The organism is Streptomyces spororaveus (assembly GCF_016755875.1).
Taxonomy (GTDB): Bacteria; Actinomycetota; Actinomycetes; order Streptomycetales; family Streptomycetaceae; genus Streptomyces; species Streptomyces spororaveus.
This window is the reverse complement of sequence record NZ_BNED01000005.1, coordinates 249,840-262,242: the sequence shown is the minus strand read 5'-3', so window position 1 is coordinate 262,242 and position 12,403 is coordinate 249,840. Positions and strand designations below refer to the sequence as shown.

The 12,403-nt window shown below is 75.0% G+C and carries 12 protein-coding genes; 6 read left to right on the top strand and 6 right to left on the bottom strand.

Annotated features, from left to right (window positions below; all coding sequences use genetic code 11):
* Window positions 1-26 precede the first annotated feature (26 nt).
* On the top strand, window positions 27-449 hold the full coding sequence (locus Sspor_RS03775; RefSeq protein WP_202197746.1) for a DUF350 domain-containing protein: 423 nt from the start codon (window positions 27-29) through the stop codon (window positions 447-449).
* Window positions 450-529: 80 nt separating this feature from the next.
* Here the strand turns inward: Sspor_RS03775 and Sspor_RS03770 are convergent, their stop codons facing one another.
* Together Sspor_RS03770 and Sspor_RS03765 are read right to left on the bottom strand one after the other, a co-directional pair.
* Complete coding sequence (locus Sspor_RS03770) at window positions 530-1,759, bottom strand: acyltransferase family protein (protein ID WP_202197745.1); 1,230 nt, start codon at window positions 1,757-1,759, stop codon at window positions 530-532.
* On the bottom strand, window positions 1,756-2,835 hold the full coding sequence (locus tag Sspor_RS03765; protein ID WP_202197744.1) for an alpha/beta hydrolase: 1,080 nt from the start codon (window positions 2,833-2,835) through the stop codon (window positions 1,756-1,758). Before Sspor_RS03765 ends, Sspor_RS03770 begins: the two co-directional genes overlap by 4 nt.
* 259 nt (window positions 2,836-3,094) lie before the next feature.
* Between Sspor_RS03765 and Sspor_RS03760 the strand changes: the two genes are divergently transcribed.
* Entirely contained in the window at window positions 3,095-4,261 is a 1,167-nt protein-coding gene (locus Sspor_RS03760; protein ID WP_202197743.1) for a calcium-binding protein, read from the top strand.
* A gap of 85 nt (window positions 4,262-4,346) precedes the next feature.
* On the opposite strand, the gene Sspor_RS03755 is transcribed toward Sspor_RS03760, so the two are convergent.
* Together Sspor_RS03755 and Sspor_RS03750 are read right to left on the bottom strand one after the other, a co-directional pair.
* Window positions 4,347-5,027, bottom strand: a complete 681-nt coding sequence (locus Sspor_RS03755) for a response regulator (protein WP_030384870.1) — start codon at window positions 5,025-5,027, stop codon at window positions 4,347-4,349.
* Window positions 5,024-6,382 (bottom strand): sensor histidine kinase, encoded by a 1,359-nt coding sequence (locus Sspor_RS03750; RefSeq protein ID WP_202197742.1) that lies wholly within the window; start codon window positions 6,380-6,382, stop codon window positions 5,024-5,026. The genes Sspor_RS03755 and Sspor_RS03750 overlap by 4 nt, the downstream gene beginning before the upstream one ends.
* Before the next feature lie 66 nt (window positions 6,383-6,448).
* Between Sspor_RS03750 and Sspor_RS03745 the strand changes: the two genes are divergently transcribed.
* Together Sspor_RS03745 and Sspor_RS03740 are read left to right on the top strand one after the other, a co-directional pair.
* Window positions 6,449-7,411, top strand: coding sequence for an AEC family transporter (locus tag Sspor_RS03745; protein ID WP_237403648.1), 963 nt, complete (start codon window positions 6,449-6,451; stop codon window positions 7,409-7,411).
* Between the two features lie 55 nt (window positions 7,412-7,466).
* Window positions 7,467-7,862: a hypothetical protein gene (locus Sspor_RS03740; protein ID WP_202197741.1), complete on the top strand. Its 396-nt coding sequence runs from the start codon at window positions 7,467-7,469 to the stop codon at window positions 7,860-7,862.
* On the opposite strand, the gene Sspor_RS03735 is transcribed toward Sspor_RS03740, so the two are convergent.
* Together Sspor_RS03735 and Sspor_RS03730 are read right to left on the bottom strand one after the other, a co-directional pair.
* Window positions 7,813-9,066, bottom strand: a complete 1,254-nt coding sequence (locus Sspor_RS03735; protein WP_202197740.1) for a hypothetical protein — start codon at window positions 9,064-9,066, stop codon at window positions 7,813-7,815. The genes Sspor_RS03740 and Sspor_RS03735 overlap by 50 nt on opposite strands.
* An 11-nt stretch (window positions 9,067-9,077) precedes the next feature.
* Window positions 9,078-10,598 (bottom strand): FAD-binding oxidoreductase, encoded by a 1,521-nt coding sequence (locus Sspor_RS03730; protein WP_202197739.1) that lies wholly within the window; start codon window positions 10,596-10,598, stop codon window positions 9,078-9,080.
* A gap of 160 nt (window positions 10,599-10,758) precedes the next feature.
* On the opposite strand from Sspor_RS03730, the gene Sspor_RS03725 reads away from it, so the two are divergent.
* Entirely contained in the window at window positions 10,759-11,955 is a 1,197-nt protein-coding gene (locus Sspor_RS03725; protein ID WP_202197738.1) for a cytochrome P450 family protein, read from the top strand.
* Window positions 11,956-12,148: 193 nt separating this feature from the next.
* Entirely contained in the window at window positions 12,149-12,373 is a 225-nt protein-coding gene (locus tag Sspor_RS03720; protein ID WP_202197737.1) for a hypothetical protein, read from the top strand.
* Window positions 12,374-12,403 lie beyond the last annotated feature (30 nt).

The window sequence follows — 12,403 nt, the reverse complement described above, 5'->3', positions numbered from 1 at the left end:
CCACCCACGCGGAGACAGGCTTCTCAATGAGCGACATCATCAACGGACTTGGCCGCACCAGCGCCTACGGCGCCCTCGGCCTGGTCCTGCTGATCCTCGGCATCGTCCTCGTGGACGTGCTGACGCCCGGGAAGCTCCCCCAGCAGATCTGGGAGGAGCGCAACCGCAACGCGGCGCTCTTCCTCAGCTCGGCGCTCCTCGGCATCGGCGGCATCGTCTTCACCTCGATCTGGACGACGTACTCCGACTTCGGCAAGGGCCTGCTGTCCACCGCGGCCTTCGGTGTGCTCGGCCTGATCCTGATGGCGGTCGCCTTCCTGGTGCTCGACCTGGTGACCCCGGGCAAGCTCGGCGCCATCGTCGTCGACCCGCAGCCCCACCCGGCGGTCTGGGTCTCGGCCGCCTGCAACCTCTCCGTGGCCGCGATCGTCGCCGCCTCGATCGCCTGACGCGGAGCGCCCGTACGGAACGAGAGCGCCGCTCCCGCCGGGGAGCGGCGCTCTCGTGCGTGGGCCTCGGCCCGTAGTGTTCAGGCGAGGCCCAGCGCGAAGACCGCGAACCCCGCCGCCAGCAGCCCGGCCACGGTCCGGCGCAGCGTGCCCGCCCGGCGTCCCTCCCGGGGCGGCCCCTCGAACCGCCGGGCGTAGCGGGCGAGAGCGACGAACAGTGCCGCGAACACCGGCATCCAGGCCAGCCGTGCCGCGATCCAGCCGAGGCTGTCCGGCGCCGTCGTCAGCCCGGTCAGTTCACCCGCGAACGAGCCGGGCACGGCCGCGGCCAGCATCGCCGTCTGGTGCCAGCACAGGATCGTCATCGCGGACAGGTTGATCACGACCACCGGGGCCCACAGAGCGGGCCGCGCCAGCAGTTTCACCAGCCGGTCGCGCAGCAGGACCGCCGCCCCCGACTGGGCCGAGGCCAGGGCCAGTACCAGGAGCGACGGCGGGTGCGAGTTGGTGCGGGCCGCACCCGGTACGCCCACCATCGACGCCGGATAGTGGAACACCGCCAGCAGCGCGGCGAACAGCAGCGTTCCGCCCGCCAGCAGCAGCCAGGCCCCGCTCCGCCCGATCCGCCGCTCGGCCCAGGAGACGCCCAGCTGGTACGCGAACAGCCAGCCCGGCGCGATGTTCAGCAGGGCGAGCCACGCGGGTACGGCGTCGGCGAACGGCCCGTAGCGCAGGAAGTCCACGACGGCGACGGAACCGAGCAGCGGTGCGGCCGCCCAGCCCCCGAGGTGCCGCGCCGCCCGCACGCAGTACGGGGTCAGCGCGGTGACCACCACGTACACCCCGACGAACCACAGCGGTTGGACCACCAGCGTCGCCCCGGTCCGCAGCGTCGCCTCCGGCACGCCGGCCGCGTACAGCAGGGGCGCGGCCAGCGCCCACACCGCGGTCACCCCGAGCACCGGCCGCCCCAGGCGCACGATGCGGCCCTTGAGCCAGGCGCCGGTCGTGCCCGTGCGGCGCCGGAAGGAGAGCGTCGAGGCGTACCCGCCGACGAGGAAGAAGACGCCCAGCATCTGCAGCACCCAGCTCGCCGGGGCCAGCCCGCCGAAGGCGGCCAGCGGGCTGGCGTTGTGCAGGCCGCCGTCGGGGTCGAGGGTGAAGCCGCCGAGCAGCCAGTGGCCGGTGGGTACGGCCAGCAGTGCCAGGGCTCGCAGCCCGTCGATCGCGCGGTCGCGGTGGGCGGGGGTCTGCCGGTCGATCCGGGCGGTGGCCTCGCGCAGCGGGGCCAGGGTGGCGGAGGCGCTCATCGGGCCGCTCCGTTCGCGATGGCGGCGAAGGCCGCGAGGGACTGGGTGCCGGGCATGAAGTAGCCGGTGTGGCCCTGTACGTCGGCCGCGGGCACCCGGCGGGCGCCGAAGGCCTCGGAGACGGGGTCGGCGCCGTGGCCGATCCCGGCGAACTCGACGTTCGGGACGTCGGCTATCCAGTCGGAGGGGCCCCGGGCGGCCCAGACGCGGGCCCCGGTGCGCAGGGCTGCCGCGGTCTCGGCGCGCATCCCGGGCGAGCCGAAGGCCACGATGTCGGAGGCGTCGGTGTGCCGGGCCGCGAGCCCGCACACCACCGAGCCGTAGCTGTGGCAGAACAGCACCGGGTCGGGGGCGCCGACCGCGTCGAGTCCGGCGGTGAACCGGGCGAGCCGGGCCGCCCCGGCCCGCGCGAGGCGGCCGTCGGCCGCGTCCAGGCCGACCCCGACCGGGGTGGTGTAACCGATCCACGCGACGACGGCGACGGGCCCACCGGTCGGGGTCCCCTTCCCGGTCGCGGGGGCTGTTCCGGCCGCCTCGCGCAGGGCCCGGGCCATCCCGGCCGGGCCGGTGTGGGGCTTGCGCGGGGCGTCGTAGGTGGCGGCGTCGTTGTCCGAGCCCGGCACGATCACCGCGACGTGCTCCGCACGCTCCAGGTCCCCGAACACCTCGGCCACCTGACCCCGGCCGCGCGGGTCGAAGGCCAGGATCTGCCGGTCCGGCGCGGCGAGGGAGGCGTACCGCGCCTCACCCGTGGCGGCCAGGGCGATCCGGTTGGCCTCGTACCGCAGGGGGAGCGGAGCTCCCTCCAGGTTGCCCACGACCAGCGGGTGGGACCGCAGCAGCCGCCGTCGCGCCGTGTCGTCCAGCCCGGCGAAGAAGGCGGCCACCTCGCGCGGCGCCGCGGTCGCCGGATCGGGCAGCGAGCGGCCGGACACCGTATCGGCCCGCCAGGCGGCGGCGCCCGGCGGCGGTCCGGTGACCGCCGCCTGGCTGTCGCCCGAGGCCCACCCGGCGGTCCCCCCGACGAGGGTCACCGCCAGTGCGGCCGTGACCAGCGTCCTTCCGAAGCGGCGCATGCCCCTTCTCCTCTCCTCGTGACGAGGTGGAAGGTAGGTAGGGGGTACCGGCTCGTACGTCCGACCGTGGAGCCAAGTCGGATGTCATACCCCGGTAGGGGGTGGAGGAGACGGCGCCCGCCCGCCCCGGCGTTGCTCCATGGGTGCGGTCCGCGTCAGCCGTCTGCCCCAGCCGGTCCGTGTGTCGGCGTCACCGCCACCCAGTCCCCGACTAGTTATGGCGATAGTCCGACTAATCGCGGCAAAGGGAGTACAGACGATGCCCCACCGGGAACACCAGCGTGCGGCCGAGCAGGGACACCGCCCGCGCCGGGTGGCCGCCACCGGCCTCGCCTGCGCCCTGGCCGCCGGATCCCTCGTCCTCCTCGGGACCGGGAACGCCGGCGCACGGGCGGTGACCTGCTTCGGGGTACCCGCCACCCTCGTCGTCGCCACCCCCGGCGCGACCACCGACGGAACCCCCGGCAACGACGTGATCGTCGGTACTCCGGGTGCGGACACCATCCACGGCCAGGGCGGCGACGACCTGATCTGCGGGCTGGCGGGCGACGACGTCCTCGTCGGCGGACTCGGCAACGACCAGATCGACGGCTCCGCGGGCGCCGACCAGCTGCGCGGCGACAGCTTCAGCCCGACCGGCGACGCCACGGGCGGCGGCGACGACCGCCTCCTCGGAGGCGACGGGGACGACCAGTTCACCGGCGACAGCTATGCCCCCGCGGGCAGGGCCGAAGGCGGCGGGAACGACCAGCTCATCGGCGGCCCCGGCAACGACCGGCTGACGGGGGACAGCCGAGGGCTGAGCGCGGTCGGCGGCGGAGCCGACCGGATCGACGGCGGCCCCGGCGACGACGCGATGCTCGGCGACTCCGGCGCGTTCGCGGGCAACGCCACGGGTGCCGGGAGCGACGTACTCCTCGGCGGGCCCGGCGCCGAGACCATGACCGGGGACAGCGAGGCCGCGCGGAACGCCATCGGCAGCGGCGGCGACGACCTGCTCGACCTGGGCCCCGACGGCGGCATCTCCGCGATCGGCGACCACACCGTCACCAGCCCGGCGGGCGGGCGCGCGACCGGCGCCGGGAACGACCGGATCATCGGCGGCGCCGCCGACGAGTTCCTCGTCGGCGACAGCGGACCGGCCGACGCCCGCCGGACCGCCGCCGGCAACGACACCATCAGCGGCGGCGCCGGGAACGACCGCATCTTCGGCGACAACGTCGACCTCACCGGCACGGCGAGCGCGGGAACCGAGGGAGGCGCCGACTTCCTCGACGGCGGCGACGGCATCGACACCCTCGCGGCGGGCCCGGCCGGCGACTTCCTCACCGGCGGCCCCGCCGGCCCGGACGGCCCGGACGTCTGCGACGGCGAGGGCGGAACCGACTTCGCCACCGCCTGCGAGACCACGGCCGACCTGCCCTAGGGGGTGTCTGGCCGACCAGGGCGGATCTGGCACCGGCCACCGCGAGCCCGCCCTGATCGGCAAGCCCTCCCAAGGCCCCGCGGCCTCAGCCGGAGTCGCCCGGCCGTACCAGCCCCGCCTCGTACGCGAAGATCACGGCCTGCGCCCGGTCCCGCAGGTCCAGCTTGGCCAGCACCCGCCCGATGTGCGTCTTCACCGTCTGCTCCGCCAGCACCAGATGCCCCGCGATCTCCTGGTTCGACAGCCCGCGCGCGATGAGCTCCAGCACCTCGGTCTCGCGCGGGGTGAGCCCCTTCAACCGCAGGGCGGGGTCCTTGCGCGGTGCAGGGCGCTGCTGGACGAAGTCCGCGATCAGCCGACGCGTCACCGAGGGAGCCAGCAGCGCCTCGCCCGAGGCCACGACCCGGACCGCCGCGATCAGATCGGCCGGCGGGGCGTCCTTGAGCAGGAACCCGGAGGCTCCCGCGCGCAGCGCCTCGTACACGTAGTCGTCGATGTCGAAGGTGGTCAGCATCAGCACCTTCGGCCGGTGCACCACCCCGGGCGGGGGATCGAGGATCTCCCGGGCGGCCGTGAGCCCGTCCATCTCCGGCATCCGCACATCCATCAGCACCACATCGGGGTGCGTGGAGCGGGACACCTGAACCCCCTGCCGACCGTCGGGGGCCTCGCCCACCACATCGATGTCGGCCTGCGCCGACAGCAGCGCGGCGAACCCGGCCCGCACCATGGCCTGGTCGTCGACGATGATCACGCGGATGGTCAACTCAAGTCCTCGGTCGGATCGTTCAGGGGCAGCCGGGCGGCGACCCGGAAGCCGCCGTCGGGCAGCGGACCCGTGTCGAGCGTCCCGCCGGTCAACCGTACGCGCTCGCGCATCCCCACCAGACCGTGCCCCGTTCCCGAACTCTCCAGCTCCACCACCGCGTCCCGCGCCGGACCGTTGACCACGAGGACGAGGACCTCGTCCTCGTCCACCGTCACCGAGACCCGGGTGGGCGCGCCGGGCGCGTGCCGCACCACGTTGGCCAGGGCCTCCTGCACGATCCTGTACGCCGACAGGTCCACCGCCGGCGGCGCCGCCCCCGCCGCGCCGGCCGCCAGCGACAACTCCACCGGCTGCCCGGCCCGTACGGTCGCCTCCACCAGCTGCTGGAGCCGGTCGATGCCCGGCTGCGGGGCCCGCTCGCCGTCGGCGCCCTCCGCCCCGCCCGCACCGTCGCCGCGCAGCACGGTCAGCAGCCTCCGCATCTCGCCCAGCGACTCCCGCGCGCTCGCCGCGATCGCCGCGAACTCCTCCCGTACCGGCTCCGACATACCCGGCACCCGGTACGGCGCCGAATCGGCCTGCACGGTGATCACCGACATGTGGTGGGCCACCACATCGTGCAACTCCCGTGCGATCCGCGCCCGTTCCTCCAGCAGGGTCCGCCGGGACCGCTCCGCCTCGCTGATGCTCTCCTGCTCGGCGACCCGCTGCTGCGCGTCACCGAGCCCCCGCAGGGCGCCCGTCAGGACCAGCACGACCCCGCTCAGTACGAACAGCAGGGCCGTGGTGTTCATCACGCCCGCGGGCTGCGAGAAGCCCAGCACCGTACCGACGACGCCGGTCACCAGCCAGACCCCGACCAGCGTCCGGACGGACTCGCGCAGACCCAGGCAGGCCATCAGCACCAGGTAGCCGACGATGGTCATCGGCGGCCACGGCCAGGAGTGCCCGGCGACCTTGTCGGCACCGATCAGGAGCACCGCGGCCACGGTGTCGGCGGCCAGGACCACGACCCAGGCCTGCAGGGGCCGGGTCACCGCGAGGAGCAGCGGCACGGTCTGCGCCACGCCCAGCGCGCCCGCCCAGCCGCCGCCCGCCCCGTAGTCGTTGGACAGCACCGCGATCGTCACCGGCAGCAGGGTGACGACGAAGATGCCCACGACGACGAACGGCGTCGCCCGCTGCCACCGCTTGGGCGCCTGCGCGAACAGGGGCTGCTGCGCCCCGGCGGGCGTGCGCAGTACGACGGCGAGCCGCGCCAGCGCGCCGGGCACCCGGGAACCGGCCGACGGCGAGGTACGGGTGCGTTCGCGGGTCCGGCCGCGCGGCCGGGTGCGGGGTTCGTCATTCATGATCGGTCCAGCCTATGCGCCGCCGTGGCCCGAGTGGGGGAGAGCTAGGCTGCTCGCCTGTCGATCATGGGGGACACGGGAATGGGTGGCGCGGCCGCGTTGGAAAAACTGGTGCCGGTGCTGCTGGCATTCGGCGGCGGGGTGCTGCTCGCCCACCGGAAGATCGTTCCGGCCGAGGCCTCCAAGGTCTTCTCCGACTACGCCTTCCTCTTCGCCGTCCCCTGTTACCTCTTCGGCAACATCTACGCCAGCGACCTCGGGGCCCTGTTCAACTGGCGGGCGATCGGCGGCTACGCCGGGGCCGCCGCCCTCGCCGTGGTGGCGGTCGCCGTGGCCGCGGTCGCCCACGGCCTGCGCGAGCCCCGCGACGTGGCGCTGCGCGTGATGGCGGGAGTCCAGGTGAACACCGCCTACTTCGCGGTCCCTGTCTTCATCACCGTCTTCGGGACGGCGGCGCCGATCTTCCCGATCCTGCTGTTCCAGGTCTGCGTCCTGTCCCTGGTCGTCATCGCCCTCATGGAACTGGGCCGCGCGGGTCCGGAGGCCGGCGGCCCGGGCCGCCGCCTCTCCCGGGCGGTCGGCGCCTCGCTCGCGACCCCGCTGGTCCTCGCCTGCAACGCGGGGATCCTGCTCAACCTGCTCTCGGTCCGGATCCCGGCCGTCGTGCTGGACGGCGCCGCGTTCGTCGGGGACAGCGCCTCCCCGGTGGCCCTGTTCGCCCTCGGCCTCCACCTCGGCGGCCTCGGCCTCGACCTGCGGGGCACCACGCGCGAGGAACTCGCCCTCATCGCCTTCAAGTGCCTGGCGTTCCCGCTGCTGACCTGGGCGGTGTGCGGGCTGCTCTTCGGCGTGCGGGGCGAGTGGCTGGCGTACCTCGTCCTGATCGCGGCGATGCCGACCCCGCAGAACCTGTTCATCTTCGCCCAGCGCTACGACGTCGGCGTCGACCTGTCCGCGTCGATCGTGATCAAGAGCTCGCTGGTGTCGCTCCTGCTGCTGCCCCTGTGGCTGCAGACCGTCGCGGCGTGAACCGCCCGGCGCCGGCTCGTACGTACCCCGGGCGCCGTCGGCTCGTTGACCCGGCATGGAACTGCCGACCATCGCGGCGCCGGGCGTCGGGGAACGGGCCGACGCCGTGGCCGATGCCGCCTGCCACCTCTACGACACCGTCGCTCCGTGGGGAACCGGCGCGCCCGGAGGATGGAGCCGGACCGCCGCCGAGGACGCCGCCGAGGCGATCGAGACCACCGCGCACGCCCTCGCGTCCGCCGGACCGGGGGCCGAGGTGGTCCTCGCGCCCGTCCACGCGGCCCTCGCCGACCTGCGCCGCCGGCTCGGCCTCGCGCCCGCCGACGCGCTGACCGGCGACGGGCTCCCGGCGACCCCGCGTACGGTCGGCAATCCGCGCCGGACCCGGTGGGTGCGGGTGCTCACCGCCGCGCCTTCGCCCCGGCAACCGCCTTCTCGTACAACTTCCTGATGTCCGCGCCGAAGTAGGAGCTGTACGAGGTGTCGGCCTGGTCCCCGCCGGTCTTCCAGCCGCCGATGACCCCCACCACGTCACCGGTCCCGGTGCGGGCGTCGTAGCGGGTCAGGAACGGACCGCCGCTGGTCCCGCCGGGATAGCCGGTGCAGTTGATGCGCGGGAACGATCCTGGGATCCGCGCGTCGCCACTGGTGAACTTGGTCGTCCGGTTGACGCACACGCGCGGCCGGGCGGCGGAGGCCGGGTAACCGATCAGAGTGACCCGTGCGTGGGCGTAACCGGCGCCGGTCACGAGCCGGTTCCCGCCGACCACGGCCTCCACCGGGAAGCCGCGGGCATCCGGACCCACCTGGGCGAAGGCCACGTCGAGGGCGGCCGCGCGGTCGGGTCCCTGGGAGCGGTAGCGCGGGTCGATCCAGATCTTGGAGCGCCCGCCCGCGTCCCGCAGGACCGGGAACATGCCGTAGGGCTGCGGCTTCGCCCGCGTGTACTGCGGTACGAAGGCCACCTGCTGCGTGTCGGAGCCGAGCAGGCAGTGCCCCGCGCTGATCACCAGGTTGCGGCCGGGGGAGGAGACCACGCTCGCGGTGCAGAAGTACGCCCCGCCGCCCTTGACGAGGAACATCCGGCCGGCGACCGGGACGCCGTCGAAGTTCTGCCCGACGCCGGGGGAGAGCGCGGGCAGCCGCGGAACCACCGGGCGGGCCGGCGCCGGAAGCGGGGCGGGAGCCGGAGGAGACGGCGCGCGGGTGGGCGTGGCGACGGCGGCCGGGGCGGGCGTGGTGACGGGGGCCGGGGCGGGCGTGGTGACGGGAGCGGGGGTGGGCACGGGCGTGGCAACGGGCACGGGTGTGGCGGCGGCCGGGGTCGCGGACGGCCCCGGCGGCTCCGTCGCCACGGGGGGCGGCGGAGCGAGCGGTACCTCCACGCCCGGTTCGGCCGGCGCGGGTTCCACCGGTTCGGCCGGCGCGGGTTCCACGGGTTCGGGCGGCTCGGGTTCCACGAGCTGGGGCGGCACCGGCGGCAACGGGGCCGCGGAAGCCATCCGTTCGGCGGTCCAGAAGGACTGCGCCTCACGCGCCGACCAGCGGCCGACGGCCACCGGGGCGGCGACGCTCCCGGCCTCGGCCAGGGGCAGCGGCCCTCCCGCCACCAGCAGGGCGGCCGCCACCGCGGCCATCGTCAACGTATGTCGCATGCCGGACACTCCTAAACGGCCTGGGGGAAACGGAAGAGCCGGTCCGGGTCGTAGGCACGCCGGACCTCCTGAAGGCGCGCGAGGTTCGGGCCGTAGTAGGCCTCGCGCCAGCCGGTGAGCTTCGGGTCGGTGTAGTTCTGATAGGCGCGGCCGCTCGCCCAGGGGCGCAGGTCCTGCCAGAGCCCGTCGAGCCAGCCCTGGTGCCGGGCCACCTCGGCGGCCGGTGCCGACCCGGGCCAGTAGACGAGGTACTGGGCGAGGAAGGCGCTGTCGCGGTGGACGAAGGCGGTGGCGTCGGCCGCGACCCGGTTCAGCGCGCCGCCGCAGACCCCGTCGAACTGGACCACTCCCAGGCCGCCCCGGGGCACGCTCGTCCCGTACCGCCGCACGGCGTCCAGGACCGCGCCGATCGCCGCGTCCGGCAGTCCGCCGCCCGCCCAGAAGTCGGACCGTGCGGCGTACGAGTCCCGGCCGAGCCGTCCTTGCGGGTCCCGGCCGGGCAGGACGCCCGGCAGCCGGCATTGCGCGGGGCTCAGCTCCAGGCAGCCGGACATGGCCCGGACGGTGTCCTCGTGGCCGCGTACGGTGATCCAGCTGTCCCGCGGCGCCCCGCCGACCAGGTCGGACAGCCGGGCCAACTGCCGTTCCAGCTCCCGGCGCCCGTCGAGGCAGACCACTCGCACCGCCGGTGACGCCCCGGCCCCGGCGACCGCCTCGACGGTGAATTCCACCTGGCTCCAGAACGGGTCCGGCAGCCCGGCCAGCCAGCGCTGCCAGCCGCGCAGCACGGCCGCGGAGTCGTCGCCGGGCCAGTGGAGTTCGGCGAGGGCACACGTGCCGACCGGGTGCGTACGGAAGCGGAACTCGGTGACCACGCCGAAGTTGCCGCCGCCCCCGCCACGCAGCGCCCAGAAGAGCTCCGGATCGCGGCCGGCGTCCGCGGAGACCTCGCGGACGATCCCGTCGGGGGTGACCACCCGGACGCCGGTGAGCCGGTCGGCGGTGGTCCCGTACGCCCGCGAGGCCAGGCCCAGGCCACCGCCGAGGGCGAGCCCGGCGACGCCGACGGAGGGGCACAGACCCGTCGGGACGGACCGGCCGCGCCCGGCGAGAGCCGTGTGGACGTCCCCGAGCCGGGCCCCCGCGCCGACCCGGACACCGTCCCCGTCGACCGAGACGGCGGCCATGGCTCCGGTGTCGACGACCAGGCCTGCGGAGCGGGTGGACCAGCCGGCGTAGCTGTGCCCGCCGCCGCGCGGCACCACGGGCACGGCGGAGCGGCGGGCGAAGTCCAGGCAGACGGCCACGTCGCCGGCGTGCGCGGGATACGCCACCGCGGCCGGGGCGACGGCGTCGTACCGGGGCTGGAACAGCCGGCGGGCCTCCGCGTAGTCCCGATCCGCGGGGAGCACCACGCGCCCGTCGATCCCGCGCGCCAGCGCACCGTAGTCCGGGGTCCGGGCCGCCGCCCCGACGGTGGCGAGGACGGCTGCGGCCGCACTGCCGAGGACTTGGCGGCGATCGAGGCTCATACCTCCTTCCTGCCACCGCCCGGCGCGATAGCCGTGCAGGCGGGTCCCACGCGCACCGGGGTGCCCCCTGAACGGCGCACAGCGGAAACGGTTCCATTGGTCGGACAGTCATACCGGAAATCGCTCGGGGACCGGCGAACGGCCGCCGTACGCTGCCCCCATGGCTCTCGTGGATCTCAGTACGCACGCCGACGCGTTCAACGCCGACCCGTATCCGTTCTACGACGCACTGCGCACCGCCGGCCCCGTCCACCGGCTGGTGCTCGGCGGCGAACGCACCTGGCTCGTCGTCGGCCACGAGGAGGCCCGGCAGGCCCTGACCCATCCGGGGCTGTCGAAGAACTGGTTCGGCTCCGAACCGTTCGCGAACGGCACCCCCGTCCAGGCCGTCGCCACCAGCATGCTGGACTCGGATCCGCCCCGTCACACCCGGCTGCGCCGCCTGGTGGCCCGCGCGTTCACGGCCCGCCGCGTGGAGTCCCTGCGTCCGCGCGTCCAGCAGATCACCGACGAGCTGCTCGACGCGATGGCGGCCCGGCCCGACCGCAGGGCCGACCTGATCGCCGCCTTCGCCGCACCGCTGCCGATGACCGTCATCTGCGAACTGCTCGGCGTCCCCGGCCTGGACCGGCAGCGCTTCCGGTCCTGGTCGGGCGAGATCGTCGCCCCGCTCAACGGCGTCGGCGCGGACCCCCGGGCGGTGGAGGAGATGACCGCGTACCTCCTCGAACTCGTCGCCGCCAAGGCCGAGGATCCCGGCGAGGACCTCCTCAGCGCCCTGATCCGGACCCGCGACGAGGACGGCGGCCGGCTCTCCCCTGACGAGCTGATCGGGATGGCCTTCCTGCTGCTGGTCGCGGGCCACGAGACCACCGTCAACCTGATCGGCAACGGCGTACGGGCCCTGCTCGCGCACCCCGACCAGCTCGCGGCACTGCGCGCCGACCCGGACGCCCTGATCGACGGGGCGGTGGAGGAGATGCTCCGCTACGACGGCCCGGTGCAGCACGCCACGTACCGCTTCGCCGCCACGGACCTGGAGCTGGGCGGCGTCAGCATCGAGGCCGGCTCCTCCGTCCTGGTCGCCCTCGCCGCGGCGGACCGCGATCCGGCGCGCTTCGCGCACCCCGGGCCGGACGTCTTCGACATCCGCCGCACCGGCCCGGGCCACCTCGCCTTCGGCCACGGCATCCACTTCTGCCTCGGCGCCCCGCTCGCCCGCATGGAGGCACCCATCGCGGTCCGGGCCCTGCTGGACCGCTTCCCCGACCTCGCCGAAGCCCCGGACGCGGGCCCGCCCGACTGGCTCCCGGGCAGTCTGATGCGCGGCGTGACCCGGCTACCGCTGCAGTGGTGAGCCCGGGGCTCTCGGCCGTGTCCGCAAAGTCCCGCCTGCCCCGCGGCGTCTGGCACCGCACCTCGCTGCGTTGTCGGGCACGTCCGAGTACGTCCAGTACACGGACGGCCCTCCGCCTTGCGATGCACGGCGCCAGACGCCGCGTGGCCCGCCCTTCGGGCGGCCGGCGCTACTTTGCGGACACGGCCTAGGCGTGTCAGGCCGCGAGCTCCAGCAGCCGGTGGCCCGGCTCGCTGCCCCGCTGGGGCGGGTCCACCGCCAGTTGCCAGAACGATCCGCTCCCGCGGGCGCGGGGCAGCCGTCGGGCGTGGTGTGCGGGGCGGACACGGTGACCGTGCCGACCAGCGCCCCGCCCCGCGTCGCGACCCGGCACGCGCCCCTGCTCAGCCGGTGGCGGGTGTCCCGGGGCGACTGGTAGGAGGCGAAGAAGACCCGCCCGGCGGCGGAC

What these genes read in the sequence shown, in the direction of transcription:
- Sspor_RS03775 (WP_202197746.1), top strand. Translation starts at nt 27, where the DNA reads ATGAGCGACATCATCAACGGACTTGGCCGCACCAGCGCCTACGGCGCC.
- Sspor_RS03770 (WP_202197745.1), bottom strand. Translation starts at nt 1,759, where the DNA reads ATGAGCGCCTCCGCCACCCTGGCCCCGCTGCGCGAGGCCACCGCCCGG.
- Sspor_RS03765 (WP_202197744.1), bottom strand. Translation starts at nt 2,835, where the DNA reads ATGCGCCGCTTCGGAAGGACGCTGGTCACGGCCGCACTGGCGGTGACC.
- Sspor_RS03760 (WP_202197743.1), top strand. Translation starts at nt 3,095, where the DNA reads ATGCCCCACCGGGAACACCAGCGTGCGGCCGAGCAGGGACACCGCCCG.
- Sspor_RS03750 (WP_202197742.1), bottom strand. Translation starts at nt 6,382, where the DNA reads ATGAATGACGAACCCCGCACCCGGCCGCGCGGCCGGACCCGCGAACGC.
- Sspor_RS03745 (WP_237403648.1), top strand. Translation starts at nt 6,449, where the DNA reads ATGGGGGACACGGGAATGGGTGGCGCGGCCGCGTTGGAAAAACTGGTG.
- Sspor_RS03740 (WP_202197741.1), top strand. Translation starts at nt 7,467, where the DNA reads ATGGAACTGCCGACCATCGCGGCGCCGGGCGTCGGGGAACGGGCCGAC.
- Sspor_RS03735 (WP_202197740.1), bottom strand. Translation starts at nt 9,066, where the DNA reads ATGCGACATACGTTGACGATGGCCGCGGTGGCGGCCGCCCTGCTGGTG.
- Sspor_RS03730 (WP_202197739.1), bottom strand. Translation starts at nt 10,598, where the DNA reads ATGAGCCTCGATCGCCGCCAAGTCCTCGGCAGTGCGGCCGCAGCCGTC.
- Sspor_RS03725 (WP_202197738.1), top strand. Translation starts at nt 10,759, where the DNA reads ATGGCTCTCGTGGATCTCAGTACGCACGCCGACGCGTTCAACGCCGAC.